Genomic DNA, 20,339 nt, shown 5'->3' with positions numbered 1-20,339 from the left:
CGGAGCACGTGTGCTCTTTCAGCCTAGTCAACGCGCGCGGCCCCCGCGTATTCCGCTACTTCAGAAGACGCGAGAGTCGCCGGTCGGCCAGCGGCTTGCCGCCGGTCTGACACGTGGGGCAGTACTCCATCGATCGGTCGGCGAAGAAGACCGATCGCACGGTGTCGCCGCACACCGGGCACGGGTGACCGGCGCGCGCATGAACCGCCATGCCGCGGCGCTTGGCGTCCTTCAACTCGGCCGGCGGCCTGCCGGACGCCGCCTCGACGGCCTCGGTGAGGACCGAGCGCATCGCCGCGTACAGCCGCGCCACGTCATCGGCGCCGAGCGTCGCCGCGATGGCGTAGGGCGACATGCGCGCCGCGTGCAGGATCTCGTCGGAGTAGGCGTTGCCGATGCCGGCGATGACGGACTGCTCGCGCAGCAGGCCCTTGATCTGGGTGCGGCGGCCGGCGACCGTGCGGGCGAACGCCTCCTCCGTGAACGCCTCGTCCAGAGGATCGGGACCGAGGCTCGCGATCCCGGGCACCTCTCCCGGCCCGCGGGCGACGTACACCGCGAGGGACTTCTTCGTGCCGGCCTCCGTGAGGTCGAAACCGGATCCGTCGTCGAACCCCACGCGCAGCGCGATGGGGGAGCGGCCGGGCTTGATCACCGTGTCGGGGAGGCGATCGGACCACCGCAGCCACCCCGCCTTCGCGAGGTGGAAGATCAGATGGAGCTCGTCGCCCAGCACGAGGTCGACGAACTTGCCGTGCCGCTGGGCTCCCGTCACGGCGGCGCCGACAACCGCGGTGACCGGCGGGTCGAAGGTCTTCAGCGCGGCGACCTGCGCCACCTGAGCCTTCGCCACGCGCAGTCCGGCGGTGCGTTCCCGCAGGAACCGCACCAGCCCCTCCACCTCGGGCATCTCCGGCATGCCGCCATCCTGCCACCACCCGGTGACATCCCGCCCTGCTGCTTCGCCGAGATGCACAACGAAGGAACGCGGTTGTTGCTCGCCCCTCCCCGCCCGCCGATCCCGGCCGAACGGGCGTTCTCGGCTCGATTCTCCTTCGTCGTGCAGATCGACCGTCGCATCACCGCCCGCTTCGGCGGCAGAAAGCGTCCACCGACCCGGCTATCGTGGCGGGATGGGGGATCGACGGTGGCCGGCGGCGACCGCGCGGCTGCGATTCCGGGAGCTCGAGGAGGCCGACCTCGACGACATGGCCGCGCTGCTGGGCGATCCGCGGGTGATGGCGTTCTACCCCGCGCCGAAGACCCGCGACGAGGCGGCCGGATGGATCGCGCGCAACCGGGCGCGGTACGCGGAGGAGGGCTTCGGGCTCTGGGCCGTCGAAACGCATGAGGGCGACTTCGTCGGCGATTGCGGGCTGACGTGGCAACAGGTGAACGGGCGCCGGGTGCTCGAGGTGGGCTACCACGTGCGCGCCGAGTTGCAGGGCCGCGGTTACGCCACCGAGGCCGCTCGCGCGTGCGTCGAGGAGGCCCGCCGCCGCTTCGCGACGGGGGTGCTGACGGCGATCATCCACCCCGAGAACATCGCGTCGCGTCGCGTGGCCGAGAAGCTCGGCATGGCGCACACGGAGGACGACCGAGCGCACCCCTGGATCGTGCGCGCGGTGATGTCGCTGCGCTTGGGCTGAGTCAGATCGGCCAGGGCTGTGGGGTGCGCGCGTCGGCGGCCAACAGGCCGGCGATGTGCCCGTCGCGGCGCTCGTTGCCCGGTCCGATCCGGCCCAGGCCCAGTCGCAGCATGCCCTCGTACCGGAAACCGAGCTTCTGGGCGATGCGCATGGACGCGGGATTGTCGGTGACGGCGCGCCACTCCACGCGCTGCAGCCGCATGGGGCCGAACGCGAAGTCGAGCACGGCGTGGGCGGCCTCCGTGAGGTATCCGCGGCCGCGCGCGGGTGCGGCCACCCAGTAGCCGATCTCGGCGGCGCCGTCGCGCACGCCGTGCAGCGCGATCATGCCGACGAGGGCGCCCTGCGTCCGGATCGCCCAGGTGCACTCGTCGCCCGTGGCCCACCACGCCGCCACGAGGTGGACGAACGCCTCCGCGTCGGTGCGTTGGTAGGGCGCCGGCACCGTCGTGAAGCGCTGGATGTCGGGGTCCTGGCACGCCGCGTAGATCGCGTCGATGTCGGCCTCGGTCGGGGCGGAGAGGACGAGGCGCTCCGTTGCGAGCTCGACGGGATCGGCCATCACACCGCCCGCCGCAGCAGCCCGACCTTGCCGTACACGTCGGCGAGTGTCGCGTCGGCGACCGCCTCGGCCTTGGCGGCGTTGACGGCGAGCACGCGGTCGAGCTCGGCGGGATCGTCGAGCAGCTCGAGCGCGCGGGCGCGCACGGGCTCGAACTCCGCCACGACCACGTCGCGCAGGCCCTTCTTGAAGTCTCCGTAGCCGCGGCCGGCGTACTCGTCCTCGATCGCGGAGACCGGGCGGCCCGTGAGGGCGGCGTAGATCGTCAGGAGGTTGGACACGCCCGGCTTGGCCTCACGGTCGTACCTCACGACGCCGTCGTTGTCGGTGACGGCGCGCATGATCTTCTTCGCCGTCACGTCCACCTCGTCGAGCAGCCACAGCACGCCCGCGTGCGACTCCGCCGACTTGGACATCTTCGCCGTCGGGTTCTGCAGGTCGTAGATGCGCGCGGTCTCCTTCTGGATGACCGGCTTCGGGATCGTGAAGGTCTCGCCGAAGCGCGCGTTGAACCGCTCGGCCAGGTCGCGGGTGAGCTCGACGTGCTGCTTCTGGTCGTCCCCGACCGGCACGACGTCGGTCTGGTACAGCAGGATGTCGGCGGCCATGAGGATCGGGTACGTGAAAAGGCCGACGCTCGCGTTCTCGGCGCCCTGCTTCTGCGACTTGTCCTTGAACTGCGTCATGCGCCCGGCCTCGCCGAAGCCGGTGATCGTGGAGAGGATCCACGCCAGCTCGGCGTGCGCGCGCACGTGCGACTGCACGTACAGCGTGGACTTCGAGGGCTCGATGCCGGCGGCGATGTACTGCGCGGCCGTGCGCCGGGTCTTCTCCCGCAGCTCAGCCGGATCCTGCGGGGCGGTGATCGCGTGCAGGTCGACGACCGAGAAGAACGCGTCGTACTCGCTCTGCATCTCGCGCCACTGCAGCAGGGCCCCGATGTAGTTTCCGGCCTGGAGTGAGTCGGCCGAGGGCTGCATTCCGGAGTAGAGGCGCTGCTGAGTCACCCGTCGATCCTACGCCGCACCGCGCAACCGCCCGATCGCGCCGGCGTCAGCCGATCGCGTAGTCGGCCACGACCGGGGCGTGGTCGCTCCACCGTGTGTCATACGACGGCGCGCGATGCACGCGGTAGTTCGAGGCGCGGGGAGCCAGCGCGGGCGAGGCGAGGTGGTAGTCGATTCGCCAGCCCGAGTCGTTGTCGAAGGCCTTTCCGCGCATCGACCACCACGTGTACGGGCCATCCACCTCGCCGGCCGCGGCCCGGCCCACGTCGACCCAGCCGAGGCCGGTGGCTCCGGCGCTGAAGGCGCGGGTGTCGCTCAGCTCGGCCACCATGCCGCGGCCGATGCCCTCCTGACCCGTCACGGGGCTGCCGGCGGGGGTGAGGATGCGGTCGAAGTAGGCGCGCTCTCGCGCGAGGAAGCCGGCCTTCTTGACGTTGCCCTTCCAGTTCCGGATGTCGAGCGGGCGGTGCCCCACGTTCAGATCGCCCGTCACGAGTGCCAGCGCGCCGTCGGACGACAGCTGCGACATCCGGTGCTCCATCGCGTCGAGGAACGCCCACTTCGGGTCCTGCTTGGCGGGGTCGTCCGCCTCGCCCGTGAAGACGTATGCGCTCACGACGGTGAGCGTCTCGCCGCCGACCTCGAAGTCGGCCTCGATCCAGCGGCCATGGGACTCCAGGCCGTCGTCCCCCAGCTCCACGCGCGAGATCGCGCACTCCTCGCGCGATGCGATGGCGACGCCCGCGCGCCCCTTCTGCAGCGAGGCGTCGGCGATCACCCGCCAGCCGGGCAGCGCCTCTTCGAGGTGCTCGAGCTCGCCGCGCACCTCCTGCAGCGTGAGGATGTCGGGCGCGGACTCCTCGAGCCAGGCGGCCATGCCCTTGCGGGCCGCCGCGCGGATGCCGTTGACGTTGACGGAGGCGACGCGGAGGGAGCGAGAGGTCATGATCTCCACCCTAGGTCGGGCGTCCGACACCGGCCGGCGTCGGGAGCGCCGCCAGCAGCGCCCGCGTGCTCAGCCTTCCCGGACCATCCGTGCCAGCTCCTCGAGCACCTCTCGCCGCCGCTCGGCGGGGAAGGGTGCCTGGAGCGTGGCCTCGTCGAGCCAGATGCCGTCCGCGGCGACGAGCGCCACCTGCTGTCGGACCGTGAGATCGGCGACATCGCCGACCCACCGGTCCCGCAGCTCGCGCCAGCGGCGCACATACCGCTCGTCACGCGCGACGTCGACCATGACCATGAGATCGGCCGTCGCGTCGAACTCCGTCCCCGACTCCGTCGCGGCGAGCAGGAATGCCACGATCCGCTCCTCGCGCGTGGCGGTCTCGAACGGCTTGCCGAGGTGCCGCAGCGCGTCGGCGTCCCAGGCGCCGATGAGCTCCGCGATGACGGCCTCGATCAGGTCATCCTTGGAGGGGAAGTGATAGAGCACGCCGCCCTTTGTCTTGCCCGCGGCCTCGGCGACCGCCTCGAAGGTCAGCGCGCGCGTGCCCACCCGGCCCGCCAGGCGCAGCGCGGCCTGGACGACCTCGTGCTTGGCGCTCGGGCGGTTCATCGCTCTCCTCCTCGCGGGCGGGTGCGCCCGGATCGCTGGGAGGCCACGTTACCGCGAGCTGCTCAGGAGCCGCCCAGTTTCTAAACTGACCGGACGGTACAGTAATCGATATGTCTCACACCGCCACGATCGTCGCGCGCCGCGCGGGCGCCCGGGAGTGGGTGGCCCTCGTCGTGCTCACCCTCGCCGTCATGCTGCTCGCCGTGGACGCCACGGTGCTCGCGCTCGCGGTGCCGGCGCTCACCGAGGCGCTGCGGCCCACGGCCCTCGAGGTGCTCTGGATCGGCGACATCTACTCGTTCGCCATCGCCGGCCTTCTCGTCACCATGGGGAACGTGGCCGACCGCATCGGCCGCAAGCGCCTGCTCATGATCGGTGCCGTCGCGTTCGGGGCTGCCTCGGTGCTCGGCGCGTTCTCGGCGACGCCGGCGGTCCTCATCGCCGCCCGTGCCCTGCTCGGCCTCGCGGGCGCGACGATCATGCCGTCCACCCTGGCGATCATCCGCGACATGTTCCGCGACGACCGTCAGCGCACGCAGGCGATCGCCGTGTGGTCGGTGGGCTTCACGGTCGGATCGGCCGCGGGACCGCTCGTCGGCGGGCTTCTCCTCGAGCACTTCTGGTGGGGGTCGGTCTTCCTCATCAACGTGCCCGTCATGGTCCTCGTCGTCGGCCTCGGCATCTTCCTGCTGCCCGAATCGCGCAACCCGAACCCCGGCCCCATCGATCTGTGGTCCTCGGCGCTGTCGCTCCTCGCGATCGTGCCGGTCGTGTACGGCATCAAGCACGCCGCCAAGGGCGATCTCGGCGCGCTCACGTTCGCCGCGTTCGCGCTGGGCATCGGGGCAGGATGGGCCTTCGTGCGGCGGCAGCGGCGGCTGGATCATCCGCTCGTCGACGTCGAGCTGTTCCGCAACCCCGCCTTCAGCGGCGCGATCGCCGCCAACGTCGTCTCGATCTTCGCCGGGACCGGCCTGCTGTTCTTCTTCTCCCAGTACCTCCAGCTCGTGCGCGGGTTCTCACCGTTGCAGGCCGGGCTCGGCGAGCTGCCCATGGCGATCGGCGCCGTGACCATCGTGGCCGCGGTCGCGCTCCTCGTGGCCCGGTGGGGGCGCGGGAACGCGATGGGCGCGGGACTGGCCGTGATGGCCCTCGGCCTGGCTGCGCTCGTCGTGGCCGAGTCGCTGCCCGGCTACGCGTGGTTCGCCGTGGCGCTCGTCGTGATCGGCACCGGGATGGGCCTGGCGGGCGCGGTCGCCACCGACGCCGTCGTCGGAGCCGTGCCGAGAGAGCGCGCCGGAGCGGCCTCGTCGATCTCCGAGATGGGGATCGAGCTCGGCGCCGCCCTGGGAATCGCGGTGCTGGGTTCGCTGCAGACGGCCATCTACCGCGGCGCGCTCGCGCTGCCGCCGGACGCTCCCGCGCCGCTGCGCGCGGCGGCGGGCGAGTCCCTGCCGCAGCTGGCGGATGCCGCGCACCGGACGGGCGGTGCCGAGGCGGTGCTCGCGGCGGGGCGTGAGGCGTTCACGGTGGCCATGCAGTCCGCCACGGGCATCGCGGCGGTGCTGACCGCGGCGGCCGCTGTCATCGCGTGGCGGTTCGTGCCCTCCGAGAGGCACGCGCCGTCGGCCGCGCACTGATCGCGCGAAAACGACGCGAGCCGAGGCGGGGACGAATCCCGGGCCTCGGCTCGCGTGGGGGAGCGCGGGGTTCAGCGGCTGCCGCGGAGGACGGCCTGCTTCACCTCGGCGATCGCCTTGGTCACCTCGATGCCGCGCGGGCACGCCTCGGTGCAGTTGAAGGTCGTGCGGCAGCGCCACACGCCTTCCTTGTCGTTGAGGATGTCGAGGCGCACCTGCGCCTCGTCGTCGCGCGAGTCGAAGATGAAGCGGTGGGCGTTGACGATCGCGGCCGGGCCGAAGTACTGCCCGTCCGTCCAGAACACCGGGCACGACGTGGTGCACGCCGCGCACAGGATGCACTTGGTGGTGTCGTCGAAGCGCTCGCGGTCGGCGATCGTCTGCAGGCGCTCCTTGCCCTTCTCGGGCGCCGACTTCGCCTGCAGGAACGGCTGCACCTCGCGGTACGCGTCGAAGAAGGGATCCATGTCGACGATCAGATCCTTCTCGAGGGGCAGACCCTTGATCGCCTCCACGTAGACGGGCTTCGAGATGTCGAGGTCCTTGATGAGCGTCTTGCACGCCAGGCGGTTGCGGCCGTTGATCCGCATGGCGTCCGAACCGCAGATGCCGTGCGCGCACGAGCGGCGGAACGCGAGCGATCCGTCGATGTCCCACTTGATGCGGTGGAGGGCATCGAGCACGCGATCCGTCGAATACATCTCGACGTCGTAGTCGACCCACCTCGGCTCGCTGTCGACCTCGGGGTCGAAGCGGCGGATCATGAACGTGACCAGGTAGGACTGGATGGCCTGCTCCTCGGCGGGAGCCTCGGGTGCGGCGGACGACATCAGTACTTCCTCTCCATCGGGGCATAGCGGAGCTCGCCGGCGTCATCCTTCGTGAACACCACGGGCTTCCAGTCGAGCTTGATGTGGTCCTCGGGGTCCGGCGAGTGCGGGTCGCCGGTGAGGTACGCCATCGTGTGCTGCATGTAGTTCGCGTCGTCGCGGTCGGGGAAGTCCTCGCGCATGTGACCGCCGCGGCTCTCCTTGCGGTTGCGCGCCGCATAGGCGACGATCTCGGCCAGGTCGAGCAGGAAGCCCAGCTCCACGGCCTCGAGCAGGTCGGTGTTGTACCGCTTGCCCTTGTCGTCGACGTACACGTTCTGGTAGCGCTCGCGCAGGTCGTGGATCGTGCCGAGGACGTTCGTGAGCGTCTCCTCGGTGCGGAACACCTGGGCGTTCTTGTCCATCTCCTCCTGGAGCTTCGTGCGGATGTCCGCGACGCGCTCCGTGCCCTTGCGGGTGCGGAGCGTCTCGAGCATCTCGCGCACCTCCTTGGCGGGGTCGTCCGGGAGGGGGACGAAGTCGGCGCTCTGCGCGTACTTCACGGCGTTGATGCCCGCGCGCTTGCCGAACACGTTGATGTCCAGCAGCGAGTTGGTGCCCAGGCGGTTCGCGCCGTGCACCGAGACGCACGCGCACTCGCCCGCGGCGTACAGGCCGGGGACGACGGTCTCGTTGTCGGCGAGGACCTCGGCGTCGTTGTTCGTCGGGATGCCGCCCATCGCGTAGTGCGCGGTCGGCATCACCGGCACCGGCTCGACGACGGGGTCGACGCCCAGGTAGGTGCGGGCGAACTCCGTGATGTCCGGCAGCTTCGTCTCGAGCACCTCGGCGCCCAGGTGGGTGCAGTCCAGGTACACGTAGTCCTTGTTCGGACCGGCGCCGCGGCCCTCGAGGACCTCCTTGACCATGCAGCGGGCGACGATGTCGCGCGGCGCGAGGTCCTTGATGGTCGGGGCGTAGCGCTCCATGAAGCGCTCGCCCGAGGCGTTGCGCAGGATGGCCCCCTCGCCTCGGGCGCCCTCGGTGAGGAGGATGCCGAGGCCGGCGAGGCCGGTCGGGTGGAACTGGAAGAACTCGATGTCCTCGAGCGGCAGGCCCTTGCGCCAGATGATGCCGACGCCGTCGCCCGTGAGGGTGTGGGCGTTCGAGGTGGTCTTGAACATCTTGCCGAAGCCGCCGGTGGCGAACACCACCGACTTGGCGTGGAAGACGTGCAGGTCGCCCGTGGCGAGCTCGTACGCCACGATGCCGGCGATGCGCGTGCGGCCCTCGTCGTCCTTCACCGTGATGAGGTCGAGCGCGTAGAACTCGTTGTAGAACTCGATGCCCAGCTTCACGCAGTTCTGGAACAGGGTCTGCAGGATCATGTGGCCGGTGCGGTCCGCCGCGTAGCAGGCGCGGCGGACGGGCGCCTTGCCGTGCTCGGCCGTGTGGCCGCCGAAGCGGCGCTGGTCGATCTTGCCGTCGGGCGTGCGGTTGAACGGCAGGCCCATGTTCTCGAGGTCGATGACGGCGTCGATCGCCTCCTTGGCGAGGATCTCGGCGGCGTCCTGGTCGACGAGGTAGTCACCGCCCTTGATGGTGTCGAAGGTGTGCCACTCCCACGAGTCCTCCTCGACGTTCGCGAGCGCCGCGGCCATGCCGCCCTGCGCCGCGCCCGTGTGCGAGCGGGTGGGGTAGAGCTTGGTCACCACCGCGGTCTTGGCGCCGGGGCCGGCCTCGATGGCCGCGCGCATGCCGGCGCCGCCCGCGCCGACGATCACGACGTCGTACTGGTGGTGGTAGACGCCGTTCTTCAGCTCGGCGTCGGGGTACTTCGTAGTCACAAATCCGCCTTACGCAGTCGGGAGGGTCACGCGGCCTGGCAGGCGTCCCACAGGACGCTGTCCGGGGTCACGCCGAGGCACGCGTCGAAGGTGAACACCACGAGGGTGCCGAGGACGATCATCAGCGCCGACGCGAGCCAGACCGCCCACACCAGCGCGCGCCGCAGCCGGCGGCCCTGCACGTAGTCGTTCACGATCGTGCGCATGCCGTTCGCGCCGTGGATGAAGGCCAGCCACAGCATCAGCACGTCCCACCACTGCCAGAACGGCGAGGCGAGCTTGCCGGCGACGAACGCGAAGTTGATCGCGTGCACGCCGCCCTCGGGGATGATGAGGTTCGAGATGAGGTGCCCGAAGATGAGCACCACCAGGAGCACGCCGGAGACGCGCATGTAGAGCCAGCCCCACTTCTCCCAGTTCGCCCCGCCGTTGCGGGCCGAGCGCGGAGCGGCGATGGTGTCGGCGGTCATCAGTGTCCACCTCCCGTGAAGACGTTGATGAGGTGGCGCGGGGTGAAGCCGGCCATCACGACCACCCAGACGGCGATGACGCCCCAGAACAGCCACCGCTGGTACTGGGTGCCCTTGGTCCAGAAGTCCACGAGGATGATCCGCAGCCCGTTGAAGGCGTGGAACACGATCGCGCCGACGAGTGCGACCTCGCCGAGGCCCATGATGGGCGTCTGATAGGTGCCGATGACGGCGTCGTACGCCTCGGGCGAGACGCGGATGAGGGCGGTGTCGAGCACGTGCACCAGAAGGAAGAAGAAGATGGCGACGCCGGTGATGCGGTGCAGCACCCACGACCACATTCCTTCGCGGCCGCGGTAGAGCGTGCCCCGCGGCGTCTTCGAGGTGGTCTCCGACACCGACAGCGTCTGACGTGCGCTGGTAGACACGACGGCCTCCTTGTCGATGCGAGGATTCGCGGACGGCGGAACCGAAGCGTCCCTGCCGAACGTCTTCATCCTATTCCCGCCCGGGGGATGGGGCGACGAAGGGGACCCTAAGTATCTCGACGTCGAGATGAATCCGTGACCGTCGCCCGGGTCCCGAGCAGGCGCGCGGGTGGCGGCGGCTAGCCTGGTCGGCATGACCGACACGATCCCCGACTTCTTCGCCGTCATCCCCGCGGGGGGCATCGGCTCGCGGCTGTGGCCGCTGTCTCGGGCGGAGGCGCCGAAGTTCCTCCACGATCTCACCGGGTCGGGGGTGTCGCTGCTGCGGGAGACGTGGGACCGCCTGTTGCCGCTGACCGGGCCGGAGCGCATCTCGGTGGTCACGGGCGTCGCGCATGGCCCGGCGGTCGAGAAGACGCTGCCGGACATCCCGGCGGTCAACGTCTTCCACGAGCTCGACCCGCGCGAGTCCGCCGCGGCCATCGGCCTGGCGGCCGCGGTGCTGCACCGCCGCGATCCGCACGTCGTGATCGGGTCGTTCGCCGCCGACCACGTCATCCGACGTCAGCGCGCGTTCGAGTTCGCCGTCCGCCAGGCGGTGGCGGTGGCGCGCGAGGGGTTCATCTGCACGATCGGCATCACCCCGTCCGAGCCCTCGGTCGGCTTCGGCTACATCAAGACGGGCGAGGAGCTCGACATCACCGACGCGCCGATGGCGTCGCGGGTGGAGCGCTTCGTCGAGAAGCCCGATCTCGACACGGCGCGCCAGTACTACGCCGACCGCTCCTTCCTCTGGAACGCCGGAATGTTCATCGCCCGCGCCGACGTGCTGCTGGGCGAGCTGGAGGCCAACGAGCCGGGGCTGCACGCCGGACTGGTCGAGATCGCCGCGGCCTGGGACACCGACGCTCGCGACGAGGTGCTCGGGCGCGTGTGGCCGTCTCTGAAGAAGATCGCCATCGACTACGCCGTCGCCGAGCCCGCGGCCGAGAAGGGTCGGCTCGCGGTGGTGCCCGGCCAGTTCGACTGGGACGACGTGGGGGACTTCGCCAGCCTCTGGAACCTCGTCTCCAACGGCCGCCGCCACGAGATGTCCATCCTCGGCGACAACAGGGGAGTGCTCGCGGACGAGTCGCACGGTCTCGTCGTGTCGCAGACCGACCGCGTGATCGCGGTCGTCGGGCTCGACGACGTCATCGTCGTGGACACCGCGGACGCGTTGCTGGTGACCACGAGCGCCCACGCACAGCGCGTGAAGAGCGTCGTCGGCGCCCTGCACGAGCGCGGGCGCGACTCCGTGCTGTAGCCCTCTCCCCGCCCCCGCGGGACGAGGGGCGATAATCGAGCGATGGACATCGACTGGGACCGGCTGCGCGACGCGGCCACCGCCATGCTTGAGCGGGCATACGCCCCCTACTCCCGCTATCCCGTGGGCGCCGCGGCGCTCGCGACCGACGGGCGGATCGTGACGGGCTGCAACGTCGAGAACGCCTCCTATGGTCTCGGCCTCTGCGCCGAGTGCGGGCTCGTCTCGAACCTCGCGGCCACCGGCGGCGGGCAGCTGGTGGCGTTCGTGTGCGTGAACAAGGACGGTGACGTCATCATGCCGTGCGGCCGCTGCCGGCAGCTGCTGTACGAGTTCTCCGTGCCCGGGATGCTGCTTGAGACGGTGTCGGGCATCCGCACCATCGACGAGGTGCTGCCCGACGCGTTCGGGCCCCGCGACCTGGAGACCGTGCGGTGACGGAGCCGTTCGACGCCGTCGACGTCATCCGCGCCAAGCGAGACGGCGGCGAGGTGCCCGAGGCCGCGCTGCGATGGATGATCGACGCCTTCACCCGCGGCTACGTCGCCGACGCGCAGATGTCGGCGTTCGCGATGGCGGTGCTGCTCAACGGCATGACGCGCGACGAGATCCGCGTGATGACCGACGCGATGATCGCCTCGGGGGAGCGGATGAGCTTCGCGGGTCTCGGCAGGCGGACGGTCGACAAGCACTCCACCGGTGGCGTGGGCGACAAGATCACCCTGCCGCTGGCGCCGCTCGTGGCCTCGTTCGGCGTGGCGGTGCCTCAGCTGTCGGGGCGCGGCCTCGGCCACACCGGCGGCACGCTCGACAAGCTCGAGTCGATTGCCGGCTGGCGGGCGGCGATGTCGAACGACGCGCTCATGGCGCAGCTGCGCGAGGTGGGCGCGGTGATCTGCGCGGCGGGCGCCGGCCTGGCGCCCGCCGACAAGAGGCTCTACGCGCTGCGCGACGTGACGGGCACCGTCGAGGCGATCCCGCTGATCGCCTCGAGCATCATGTCGAAGAAGATCGCGGAGGGCACCGAGGCGCTCGTCCTCGACGTCAAGTCGGGCTCAGGCGCCTTCATGAAGGACCCCGAGCGCGCTCGCGAGCTCGCCCGCACGATGGTGGAGCTCGGCGAGGACTCCGGCGTGCGCACGACGGCGCTTCTGACCGACATGGACACGCCCCTCGGCCTGGCGATCGGCAACGCCAACGAGGTGCGCGAGGCGGTCGAGGTGCTGGCCGGCGGCGGCCCCGCCGATGTGGTGGAGCTCACCGTGACCCTCGCGCGGGAGATGCTGGCCCTCGCGGGGCTGCCCGACGCCGACCCGGCGGCGGCGCTGCGCGACGGGCGAGCCATGGACACGTGGCGAGCGATGATCGCGGCACAGGGTGGCGACCCCGAGGCGCCAATGCCGGCGCCGCGGGAGACGCACACCGTGACCGCGCCCCGAGCCGGCGTCGTGGAGCGGATGGACGCGCTGGGCTTCGGCGTGGCGGCCTGGCGCCTCGGCGCCGGCCGGGCGCGGGCGGAGGATCCGGTCGCGCACGCGGCCGGGATCGATCTGCACGCCAAGCCCGGCGATCGTGTCGCGGCCGGCCAGCCGCTTTTCACGCTGCGCGCCGACGATGCGTCGCGCTTCGAGCGTGCGCTCGACGCGCTGCGCGACGCGTGGCAGGTCGCCGACGAGGCACCCGATCCCCGTCCGCTCGTGCTGGGGCGGATCGCCGCGTGAGCGGGGCGATCGGCGACCTGCCCAAGGTCTCGCTGCACGATCATCTCGATGGGGGCCTGAGGCCGCAGACCCTCCTCGAGCTGGGCGAGGAACTCCGCCTGGAGCTGCCCGCCTCCGAGCCGCGCGCGTTGGCGGACTGGTTCGTGCGGGCGTGCACCTCCGGCTCGTTGCCGGAGTACCTGCGCACGTTCGACCTCACCCTCGCCGTGATGCAGACGAGGCGCGGCCTGGAGAGGGTGGCGCGCGAGTTCGTGGAGGACCTCGCGGCGGACGGCGTCGTCTACGGCGAGGTGCGCTGGGCGCCCGAGCTGCACCTTTCCGGCGGGCTGACGCTCGAGCAGGCCGTGGCGGCCGTCGCCGACGGCTTCGCCCAAGGGGAGCGGGCGGCCGCCGAGGCGGGGCGCCCGGTGCGCGCGCGCCAGCTGCTGACGGCGATGCGGCAGGGTACGCGCTCGAGCGAGATCGCGCGCCTGGCGATCGCGTCACGCGACGCCGGCGTGGTGGGCTTCGATCTCGCCGGGCCGGAGGACGGCTTCCCGGCCTCCGCCCACACCAAGGCGTTCGACCTGCTCGCCGACGCCCTCGTGCCCGCGACGGTGCACGCGGGCGAGGCGGCCGGCATCGACTCCATCCGATCGGCCCTGCACGACGGGCGCGCCGTGCGCCTGGGGCACGGCGTGCGCATCGCGGACGACCTCGCCGTGCCCGGGGAGCGCAGGGGCGCCGCCCGGCGCGGTCGCACCGATGAGGCGGCCGTGCGGCTCGGCGAGGTGGCCGCGTGGGTGCGGGACCGGCGCATTCCGCTCGAGCTGTCGCCGTCCTCGAACGTGCAGACGGCCGGGTTCGCCGCCTGGGGTGCGGAACTCGCCGACCACCCCTTCGACCTGCTGCGGCGCCTCGGCTTCGCCGTGACGGTGAACACGGACAACCGCCTCATGAGCGGCACGTCGCTCACGCGAGAGCTGACCCTGCTGAGCGAGGCCTTCGACTACGGGCTGGCCGAGCTGGAGCGATTGCAGCTCAACGCGGCCGAGGCCGCGTTCCTGCCGCTGCCCGAACGCGAGGAGCTCGCCGACCTCATCCGCGCGGGCTTCCGCTCCTGAGCGAGGCCCCGCGCCCGACGTGCGCCTCGCGGACCCGTGAGGATCGGGGAGATCTCCCCGCCCGCCGGGGCGGACGAGGCAGGGCGCGCGCGCTACCGTGAGAGGGTCCCGCGCACCGCATCGCGCGGCCCCGCACCTCCGACATCCGGGAGAACATCATGAGCAACGACTATCCGCCGCCGCCGCCGTCCCCCGACAACTCCGGCTACCCCGGTGCGGGCGCCGGGCAGCACGGCCAGCCGGTGCCGCCGGCGTACCCCGAGCAGGGCGGCTACCCCGGCTCGTACGGCCAGCCCGGCTACGGCCAGCCCGCCTACGGTCAGCAGGGGTACGGCCAGCAGGCGTACACGCCCGATGACTACCCCGGCAAGACGCTCGGCATCGTCGGACTCGTCTTCGCGTTCGTCTTCGCCCTCGCCGGACTCATCATCTCGGCGATCGCGCTGAACCAGTCCAAGCAGGCCGGCTTCAAGAACACGCCGGCGAAGATCGGCCTGATCCTGAGCATCGTGTTCCTTGTGATCTCGATCATCGCCATCATCGCCTGGGTCGCGTTCGTGGCGTGGGCCTTCTCGCAGTACCCCTACGGCTACTGATTCCCCGCCTACGCAAAGCGGCCGCCCGGAATCCCGGGCGGCCGCTTCGTCGTCGGGGTCGCGTCACCGCGCGGCGATGACCACCTCGACGAGGCGCTCGAAAAGCGGGTGCGACGGCTCGAGGCCCGACACGCGCTCGACGAACGCAGGCGGGTCGAGCTCGCCGAGCAGCCGACGCATCTCGACGGCCTGGTCGTCCTCAGGGTCGTCGAACGCCAGCGCGGCGCCGACTGCGGCGAGCAGAGCGTCGACGGTCAGACCGCGCTCCGCGGCCTCGGCCGCCGGGCCCACGAACCGCTCGTGCCGCGACAGCTTGCGCAGCGGCTGGCGGCCGACGCGCCGCACCGTGTCGGGGAGGGCCGGGTTGCGGAACCGCCCGAGGATGGTCGCGCGGTACTCCGCCAGATCCGCCGCGCTGAAGCCGTGCTTGGCCTCCAGCAGCGCCGAAGTTTCCTCCAGCGCCGCGGCCACACCGGCCGCCACCGCCTCGTCCGCGAGGGCGTCGGCGATGCGCTCGACGCCGGCCCGAGCCCCGAGGTAGGCCGCCGTCGCGTGACCGGTGTTGACCGTGAACAGCTTGCGTTCGATGTACGGCCCGAGGTCGTCGACGAAGTGCGCGCCGGGGATGTGCGGCGGGGTCTCGCCGAAGGGGGCGCGCTCGATCGCCCACTCGTAGAACGGCTCGACGGTGACGTCGATGCCCGCGCCGGTCGGCTGCCCGGGGACGATCCGATCCACGGCGGTGTTCGCGAACACCGCGCGCCGGGCCAGCTCATCCCACTCGTCGCCGGCGACCGCCGCCATCTCGGCCCGCAGGCTGTCGGTGGCGCCGATCGCGTTCTCACACGCCATCACCTGCAGGGGAGCCGCGGCCGGATCCCGCCGGCGCAGCCCCGCCACGAGGTGCGGCGCGATGAAGCGCAGCACGGTGGGGCCCACGGCGGTGGTGGCGACGTCAGCCGCCGCCACCTCCGCCGCGACCGCATCCGGGTCCTGCGCACTGTCGACCGCGCGGAAGCCGGTGACCACGTGGTCACGGCCGCCGTCGCCCACCTCGTGCACCGTGTACTCGTCGGCGGCGTTGATGGCGTCGACGAGCGACGCCGCCACGTCCGAGAACACGAGCTCGTAGCCGCCCTGGTGGAGCAGCAGCCCCACGAAGCCGCGGCCGATGTTGCCCGCGCCGAAGTGCACAGCCTTCATGCGATCAGCCCTCGTTCACCGTCTGGAGCAGCGCGTACAGCTCCTGCGGGGTCGAGGCGGCCTTGAGCCTCGCGATCTGCTCCTCATCCGAGAACAACGTCGCGACGTTCGACAGCAGCGCCAGGTGCTCGTCGCCCTTGCCGGCGATGCCCACGACGAAGGTCGCCGTGTCGCCGTCCCAGTCGACGCCGCCGTCGTAGCGCACCACGGTCAGGGCCGAGCCGAGCACGGCCGACTTCGCGTCGTTCGTGCCGTGCGGGATCGCCAGCTCGTTGCCCATGAACGTCGACACCGTGCGCTCGCGGGCGAGCATCGCATCGAAGTACGCCGGGGTGACCGCGCCGGCCGCCTCCAGCATGTCGGCTGCCTCCCGCAGGGCCTCCTCGCGCGTGGCCGAGCCGGAGTGGATGCGCACGCGCTCGAGCGAGAGCACACCGCCCGCGCCGGCGGCTGGGGCGGCCTGCGCCTCGGCGGCGCCCGTTGCCTCGGGCTCACCCGCCGCGCCGCCGCCCTGCTGCTGCTGCACCAGCAGCTGGGTGATCTCGTCGTAGCGCGGCGAGTTCATGAAGTTGTCGACCGAGACGTGCAGGGCCGCCTGCTCGCGCTGCTTGGCGCGATCGGTCAGCTGCTGCTGCGTGACGACGAGGTCGGCCGTGCCGTCGAGCGCGGCGATCGCCTTGTTGCTGACGGTGACCCCCTCGATGCCGGCCGCCTTGAACTTGTTGCGCAGCACGCTGGCGCCCATCGCCGAGGAGCCCATGCCCGCGTCGCACGCGAACACGACCTTCTGGATCGGCTTGGTCGCCGTGGCGGTCGCGCCGCCGACGAGGCCGCCCAGCACGCTCGACGAGCGGCCCTTGTTGGCCTCGGTCTGGGCGACCGCGGCGGCGAAGCCGTCGCCGCCGGCCGCCTCGGCCGCGAGGTCGCGCTTCCGGCTGGCGAGCAGGAACAGCATGCTCACGAGGAAGGTCACGCCGGCCGACAGGATCACCGAGAGGATGACGCCGATGTGGCTGCCGGGGGCGGTCTGGATGAGCACGGCGAAGATCGAACCGGGCGAGGCCGGTGCGACCAGGCCCGACTGGAAGATCACGTTGGTCAGCACGCCCGTGGCGCCACCGGCGATGAGGCCCACGAGCAGGATCGGCTTGGCGAGGACGTACGGGAAGTACACCTCGTGGATGCCACCGAGGAACTGGATGATCCAGGCACCGGGGGCGGTGGCGCGCGCCGCGCCGACGCCGAACAGGGCGATCGCGAGAAGCAGGCCGGCGCCGGGTCCGGGGTTCGCCTCGACGAGGAACAGCAGGCTGCGGCCCGTCTCCGTGGACTGCTCGCTGCCGATGGGCGTGAACACGCCGTGGTTGATGGCGTTGTTCAGGAACAGCACCTTGGCGGGCTCGACGATGATGCTCGCCAGCGGGATCAGGCCGGTCTCGACGAGCCAGCCGACGACGGCGCCGAGCAGGTCGGTGAGCCACCGCATGACGGGCGCGAGCCAGAAGAACGCGGCGAGAGCGGTGAAGAACGCGACGAACCCGGCGGAGAAGTTGTTGACCAGCATCTCGAAGCCGGTCTTGATCTTGCCCTCCCAGAGCCGCTCGACCTGCTTCAGGATCCAGGCGGCGAGCGGGCCGGCGATCATGGCGCCGAGGAACATGATCGTCCCCGCCGCGCCGATGATGACGCCGAACGCCGCGACGGCTCCGACGACGCCGCCGCGGTGGCCGAAGACCATCTGGCCGCCCGTGAAGGCGATGAGGAGCGGAAGGAGGTACGTGATGATCGGGCTGACGAGACCGATCCACTCGGTGCCGTCGGGGGTGGTGCCCCCGCCGAGCATGGCCGAGTCGGCCCAGCGCCAGGCCTCGACTGGGCCGGTGTTGCCCAGCCAGCCGGTGTCGATGAAGAGGGCGGTGAGAAGACCCCAGGCGATGAAGGCCGCGATGTTCGGCATGATCATGCCCGAGAGGAACGTGCCGAACTTCTGCACGCCCACGCGAACGGCGCCCGGCGACTTCGCCGGAGCTGCGGTGTCGGTCATTGGTGACTCGTCTTTCTGAATGGGTATGGGGTTATCGGGTAGGGGAGGAAACGATCAGGCGACGGCGGTGCGCGCGGCCTCGCGGGCGGCCTCGGCGTCGGTGGTGGCGAGGGCGGCGCGCGCGATGCGCCGGGCGTCGTCGAGGGAGTGCTGCTTCAGCTCGGCGCGCACGTCGACGAGCGCGCGCGGCGACATCGACAGCGTCGTGGCCCCCAGGCCCACCAGCACCACGGCCAGCAGCGGATCGGCGGCCGCCTGGCCGCAGATGCCCACGGGCTTGCCGTGCCGCTCGCCGGCGGCGCCCACCTCGGCGATGAGCCGCAGCACGGCCGGGTGCCACGGGTCCTGGAAGGACGACACCGTGCCGAGCAGGCGGTCGGCCGCCATCGTGTACTGCACGAGGTCGTTCGTGCCGATGGACCCGAAGTCCGTATGCTGCAGGATGGCGTCGGCCAGCAGGGCAGCGGCGGGCACCTCCACCATGACGCCGGCCGTCTTCAGCCCGTGCTCGTGCGCGAGGTCGGTGAAGTACCGCGCCTCCTCGACGTTCGAGACCATGGGCGCCATGACCCACAGGTCCGCGTCGGTGGCGGCGTCGGCCTGCGCCAGCGCGGTGAGCTGGTCGCGCAGGATCTGCTCGTGCGCGCGCAGGCTGCGCAGCCCGCGCAGTCCGAGCGCGGGATTCTGCTCGTCGTCGTCGGTGAGGAACTTCAGCGGCTTGTCGGCGCCGGCATCGAGCACGCGCACGACGACCTTCTTGCCGGGGAACGCCGTCAACAGCTTCTCGTACGATGCGCGCTGCGCCTCCACCGTGGGGGCCTCGTCGGCGCTGAGGAAGAGGAACTCCGTGCGGAACAGGCCCACGCCCTCCGCGCCGAGCTCGACCGCCTCGGCCGCCGCGTCCGGGCTGCCGAGGTTGGCCAGCAGCGGGATCGCCGTGCCGTCGGCCAGCTCGCCGGGGGTGACGGGGGCCGCCGCGGCGGCGCGGCGGCGCGCGGTGCGCTCGTCGGCCTCGGTGAGCTGTTCCTGGGTCGGGTCGAGCACGACGAGGCCGGCGGCGGCGTCGACGAGCGCGGTCGCGCCGTCGACGAGATCGGGGTGCTCGCCCGTGCCGACGACGGCGGTGATGCCCTTGTCGCCCGCGAGGATGGCGGTGTGCGACGTCGGCCCGCCCTCGGTCGTGACGACGGCGAGGACCTTCTCGAGGTCGAGCAGCGCGGTGTCGGCCGGGGCGAGATCGTCCGCGACGAGCACGAACGGGTGGTCGAGCTCGGGCACGCCCGGCGCGGGCACGCCGCGCAGCTGGGCGATCACGCGCTGGGAGACGTCGGCGAGGTCGGCCGCGCGCTCGCCGAGGTAGCCGCCCATTTCCTGCAGCGTCTGCGCGAAGCCGGCGAACGCCGTGTGGACGGCGTACTCGGCCGTGTGGCCCTCGTCGATGAGCGCGCCCACCTGCTCCTCGAGGGTGGGGTCCTCGGCCATCATCGCCTGAGCCTCGAGCACCTCCTGCGCCGCGCCTCCCGCGCGCTCCCCGCGCGCGTTCAGCTCGGCGGCCACGGCGGCCACGGCCTGCGCGGCCGCCGCCTTCTCCTCGTCGGGGGTGCGGGTGCTGCGGGCGTCGCTGGGCGCCTCGAGCCGCGGCGCCATGCGGGCGATCGGGCCGTGGGCCACGCCCTGGCCGATGCCGACGCCGCGGATCTCGGTCATGGCGGTCACTCCGCGTCCTGGTCGGTCTCGAGCATCGCGACCAGGCGGTCGAGCGCCTCCTCGGCGCCCTCCCCGGTCGCCTCGAGGGTGACCTCGTCGCCCGTGTTGGCGCCGAGGGCGATCACGCCGAGGATGCTCGCGGCGTTGACCGGCTTTCCGTCACCCTTGGCGATCGTGACCTGGACGCCGGAGTCCTTCGCGGCCTGCGAGAACAGCTTGGCGGGGCGCGCGTGCAGGCCGTGCGAGGCGGCGATGCGGACGGTGCGGGAGATGGTGCTCATGGGCATCCCTTCGTCAGGCGGACGCCGGGTCGGCGCCCTGATCGGCGACGGCGCGGGCCAGCGCGAGAGCGCGGCTGCCGTCGAGGTCGGTGAACACGTCGTCCGGGAGGACGCCGACGGCCACGCCGCGCGGGGCCGCCAGGGCGCGCACCTCATCGAGGGAGCGATGCAGGTGCGGGCCGAGCAGCACGACGTCCGTGGAGTCGAGGTCGATCGGGAGGGAGCGCTCCGTGCCGGCGAACGCGGCGAGGTCGAGCCCCGCGGCGTGGGCGGCGCGGCGGATGCGAAGGGCGACGAACGTGCTGGACGCGCCGGCGCCGCACACCACAAGGATCCTCATCGATCTCCAACTTTCCCTTCCGATCGATCCTCCGCGCGCGCGGGGGCGGCCGGCAACCAGGCTTCTTTCCT

The 20,339-nt window shown here is 71.6% G+C and carries 21 protein-coding genes; 7 read left to right on the top strand and 14 right to left on the bottom strand.

Annotated features, from left to right (window positions below; genetic code table 11):
• Window positions 1-55 precede the first annotated feature (55 nt).
• On the bottom strand, window positions 56-919 hold the full coding sequence (locus N8N77_RS04460) for an Fpg/Nei family DNA glycosylase (RefSeq protein WP_261164959.1): 864 nt from the start codon (window positions 917-919) through the stop codon (window positions 56-58).
• A 214-nt stretch (window positions 920-1,133) separates the two neighbouring features.
• Here N8N77_RS04460 and N8N77_RS04455 point away from each other — a divergent pair, with 214 nt between their 5' ends.
• Complete coding sequence (locus tag N8N77_RS04455; RefSeq protein ID WP_261164957.1) at window positions 1,134-1,649, top strand: GNAT family N-acetyltransferase; 516 nt, start codon at window positions 1,134-1,136, stop codon at window positions 1,647-1,649.
• 1 nt (window position 1,650) lies between these two features.
• On the opposite strand, the gene N8N77_RS04450 is transcribed toward N8N77_RS04455, so the two are convergent.
• The 4 genes from N8N77_RS04450 to N8N77_RS04435 all read right to left on the bottom strand — a co-directional run bounded on the left by N8N77_RS04450 (window position 1,651) and on the right by N8N77_RS04435 (window position 4,773).
• Complete coding sequence (locus N8N77_RS04450; protein ID WP_261164955.1) at window positions 1,651-2,211, bottom strand: GNAT family N-acetyltransferase; 561 nt, start codon at window positions 2,209-2,211, stop codon at window positions 1,651-1,653.
• The gene (gene trpS / locus N8N77_RS04445) at window positions 2,211-3,218 is read right to left on the bottom strand and encodes a tryptophan--tRNA ligase (protein WP_261164953.1); all 1,008 of its coding nucleotides are present in this window, start codon (window positions 3,216-3,218) and stop codon (window positions 2,211-2,213) included. The genes N8N77_RS04450 and trpS overlap by 1 nt, the downstream gene beginning before the upstream one ends.
• Before the next feature lie 46 nt (window positions 3,219-3,264).
• On the bottom strand, window positions 3,265-4,164 hold the full coding sequence (locus N8N77_RS04440; RefSeq protein ID WP_261164951.1) for an exodeoxyribonuclease III: 900 nt from the start codon (window positions 4,162-4,164) through the stop codon (window positions 3,265-3,267).
• A gap of 69 nt (window positions 4,165-4,233) precedes the next feature.
• Complete coding sequence (locus N8N77_RS04435) at window positions 4,234-4,773, bottom strand: TetR/AcrR family transcriptional regulator (RefSeq protein WP_261164950.1); 540 nt, start codon at window positions 4,771-4,773, stop codon at window positions 4,234-4,236.
• A 110-nt stretch (window positions 4,774-4,883) separates the two neighbouring features.
• On the opposite strand from N8N77_RS04435, the gene N8N77_RS04430 reads away from it, so the two are divergent.
• Complete coding sequence (locus N8N77_RS04430; RefSeq protein ID WP_261164948.1) at window positions 4,884-6,413, top strand: MFS transporter; 1,530 nt, start codon at window positions 4,884-4,886, stop codon at window positions 6,411-6,413.
• A 71-nt stretch (window positions 6,414-6,484) separates the two neighbouring features.
• Here N8N77_RS04430 and N8N77_RS04425 read toward each other — a convergent pair whose 3' ends face one another.
• From N8N77_RS04425 to sdhC, 4 genes are read right to left on the bottom strand one after another with little or no spacing between them, the layout of a single operon-like run.
• Window positions 6,485-7,243, bottom strand: coding sequence for a succinate dehydrogenase iron-sulfur subunit (locus N8N77_RS04425; protein ID WP_261164945.1), 759 nt, complete (start codon window positions 7,241-7,243; stop codon window positions 6,485-6,487).
• Window positions 7,243-9,069 carry a succinate dehydrogenase flavoprotein subunit gene (gene sdhA, locus N8N77_RS04420; RefSeq protein WP_261164943.1) on the bottom strand — a complete coding sequence of 609 codons (1,827 nt, stop codon included), beginning with the start codon at window positions 9,067-9,069 and terminating at the stop codon, window positions 7,243-7,245. Before sdhA ends, N8N77_RS04425 begins: the two co-directional genes overlap by 1 nt.
• A 26-nt stretch (window positions 9,070-9,095) precedes the next feature.
• On the bottom strand, window positions 9,096-9,539 hold the full coding sequence (locus N8N77_RS04415; RefSeq protein ID WP_261164941.1) for a succinate dehydrogenase hydrophobic membrane anchor subunit: 444 nt from the start codon (window positions 9,537-9,539) through the stop codon (window positions 9,096-9,098).
• Complete coding sequence (gene sdhC, locus N8N77_RS04410; protein WP_261164939.1) at window positions 9,539-9,967, bottom strand: succinate dehydrogenase, cytochrome b556 subunit; 429 nt, start codon at window positions 9,965-9,967, stop codon at window positions 9,539-9,541. The genes N8N77_RS04415 and sdhC overlap by 1 nt, the downstream gene beginning before the upstream one ends.
• Window positions 9,968-10,160: 193 nt before the next feature.
• On the opposite strand from sdhC, the gene N8N77_RS04405 reads away from it, so the two are divergent.
• From N8N77_RS04405 to N8N77_RS04385, 5 genes are all read left to right on the top strand, one after another.
• Window positions 10,161-11,273 carry a mannose-1-phosphate guanylyltransferase gene (locus tag N8N77_RS04405; RefSeq protein ID WP_261164938.1) on the top strand — a complete coding sequence of 371 codons (1,113 nt, stop codon included), beginning with the start codon at window positions 10,161-10,163 and terminating at the stop codon, window positions 11,271-11,273.
• 42 nt (window positions 11,274-11,315) lie between these two features.
• A complete protein-coding gene (locus N8N77_RS04400; protein WP_261164935.1) occupies window positions 11,316-11,711 on the top strand; it encodes a cytidine deaminase in 396 nt (131 codons plus the stop codon).
• Window positions 11,708-12,994 (top strand): thymidine phosphorylase, encoded by a 1,287-nt coding sequence (locus N8N77_RS04395; RefSeq protein ID WP_261164933.1) that lies wholly within the window; start codon window positions 11,708-11,710, stop codon window positions 12,992-12,994. Before N8N77_RS04400 ends, N8N77_RS04395 begins: the two co-directional genes overlap by 4 nt.
• Window positions 12,991-14,097 carry an adenosine deaminase gene (locus tag N8N77_RS04390; RefSeq protein WP_261164932.1) on the top strand — a complete coding sequence of 369 codons (1,107 nt, stop codon included), beginning with the start codon at window positions 12,991-12,993 and terminating at the stop codon, window positions 14,095-14,097. Before N8N77_RS04395 ends, N8N77_RS04390 begins: the two co-directional genes overlap by 4 nt.
• 158 nt (window positions 14,098-14,255) lie before the next feature.
• The gene (locus N8N77_RS04385) at window positions 14,256-14,693 is read left to right on the top strand and encodes a DUF4190 domain-containing protein (protein WP_261164930.1); all 438 of its coding nucleotides are present in this window, start codon (window positions 14,256-14,258) and stop codon (window positions 14,691-14,693) included.
• 63 nt (window positions 14,694-14,756) lie between these two features.
• On the opposite strand, the gene N8N77_RS04380 is transcribed toward N8N77_RS04385, so the two are convergent.
• From N8N77_RS04380 to N8N77_RS04360, 5 genes are read right to left on the bottom strand one after another with little or no spacing between them, the layout of a single operon-like run.
• Window positions 14,757-15,896: a mannitol-1-phosphate 5-dehydrogenase gene (locus N8N77_RS04380; RefSeq protein ID WP_261164928.1), complete on the bottom strand. Its 1,140-nt coding sequence runs from the start codon at window positions 15,894-15,896 to the stop codon at window positions 14,757-14,759.
• A gap of 4 nt (window positions 15,897-15,900) precedes the next feature.
• Window positions 15,901-17,940: a PTS mannitol transporter subunit IICBA gene (locus tag N8N77_RS04375; RefSeq protein WP_261164927.1), complete on the bottom strand. Its 2,040-nt coding sequence runs from the start codon at window positions 17,938-17,940 to the stop codon at window positions 15,901-15,903.
• A 54-nt stretch (window positions 17,941-17,994) separates the two neighbouring features.
• Window positions 17,995-19,647, bottom strand: a complete 1,653-nt coding sequence (gene ptsP, locus N8N77_RS04370; RefSeq protein WP_261164925.1) for a phosphoenolpyruvate--protein phosphotransferase — start codon at window positions 19,645-19,647, stop codon at window positions 17,995-17,997.
• A gap of 5 nt (window positions 19,648-19,652) precedes the next feature.
• Window positions 19,653-19,928, bottom strand: coding sequence for an HPr family phosphocarrier protein (locus tag N8N77_RS04365; protein WP_261164923.1), 276 nt, complete (start codon window positions 19,926-19,928; stop codon window positions 19,653-19,655).
• Between the two features lie 13 nt (window positions 19,929-19,941).
• Window positions 19,942-20,268 carry a PTS sugar transporter subunit IIB gene (locus N8N77_RS04360; protein ID WP_261164922.1) on the bottom strand — a complete coding sequence of 109 codons (327 nt, stop codon included), beginning with the start codon at window positions 20,266-20,268 and terminating at the stop codon, window positions 19,942-19,944.
• Between the last annotated feature and the right edge of the window lie 71 nt (window positions 20,269-20,339).

It is taken from the genome of Microbacterium sp. Marseille-Q6965, from assembly GCF_946151065.1.
Classification (GTDB): domain Bacteria; phylum Actinomycetota; class Actinomycetes; order Actinomycetales; family Microbacteriaceae; genus Microbacterium.
The sequence above is the reverse complement of the archived record's forward strand: the minus strand, read 5'-3'. Positions and strand labels throughout refer to the sequence as shown.

Excerpts from the sequence above, each read along its gene's own strand:
- N8N77_RS04415 (WP_261164941.1), bottom strand. The coding sequence starts at position 9,539 with ATGACCGCCGACACCATCGCCGCTCCGCGCTCGGCCCGCAACGGCGGG.
- N8N77_RS04440 (WP_261164951.1), bottom strand. The coding sequence starts at position 4,164 with ATGACCTCTCGCTCCCTCCGCGTCGCCTCCGTCAACGTCAACGGCATC.
- N8N77_RS04430 (WP_261164948.1), top strand. The coding sequence starts at position 4,884 with ATGTCTCACACCGCCACGATCGTCGCGCGCCGCGCGGGCGCCCGGGAG.
- N8N77_RS04460 (WP_261164959.1), bottom strand. The coding sequence starts at position 919 with ATGCCGGAGATGCCCGAGGTGGAGGGGCTGGTGCGGTTCCTGCGGGAA.
- N8N77_RS04360 (WP_261164922.1), bottom strand. The coding sequence starts at position 20,268 with ATGAGGATCCTTGTGGTGTGCGGCGCCGGCGCGTCCAGCACGTTCGTC.
- N8N77_RS04435 (WP_261164950.1), bottom strand. The coding sequence starts at position 4,773 with ATGAACCGCCCGAGCGCCAAGCACGAGGTCGTCCAGGCCGCGCTGCGC.
- N8N77_RS04375 (WP_261164927.1), bottom strand. The coding sequence starts at position 17,940 with ATGACCGACACCGCAGCTCCGGCGAAGTCGCCGGGCGCCGTTCGCGTG.
- N8N77_RS04385 (WP_261164930.1), top strand. The coding sequence starts at position 14,256 with ATGAGCAACGACTATCCGCCGCCGCCGCCGTCCCCCGACAACTCCGGC.
- N8N77_RS04400 (WP_261164935.1), top strand. The coding sequence starts at position 11,316 with ATGGACATCGACTGGGACCGGCTGCGCGACGCGGCCACCGCCATGCTT.
- N8N77_RS04365 (WP_261164923.1), bottom strand. The coding sequence starts at position 19,928 with ATGAGCACCATCTCCCGCACCGTCCGCATCGCCGCCTCGCACGGCCTG.
- N8N77_RS04405 (WP_261164938.1), top strand. The coding sequence starts at position 10,161 with ATGACCGACACGATCCCCGACTTCTTCGCCGTCATCCCCGCGGGGGGC.
- N8N77_RS04380 (WP_261164928.1), bottom strand. The coding sequence starts at position 15,896 with ATGAAGGCTGTGCACTTCGGCGCGGGCAACATCGGCCGCGGCTTCGTG.
- N8N77_RS04450 (WP_261164955.1), bottom strand. The coding sequence starts at position 2,211 with ATGGCCGATCCCGTCGAGCTCGCAACGGAGCGCCTCGTCCTCTCCGCC.
- N8N77_RS04425 (WP_261164945.1), bottom strand. The coding sequence starts at position 7,243 with ATGTCGTCCGCCGCACCCGAGGCTCCCGCCGAGGAGCAGGCCATCCAG.
- N8N77_RS04455 (WP_261164957.1), top strand. The coding sequence starts at position 1,134 with ATGGGGGATCGACGGTGGCCGGCGGCGACCGCGCGGCTGCGATTCCGG.
- ptsP (WP_261164925.1), bottom strand. The coding sequence starts at position 19,647 with ATGACCGAGATCCGCGGCGTCGGCATCGGCCAGGGCGTGGCCCACGGC.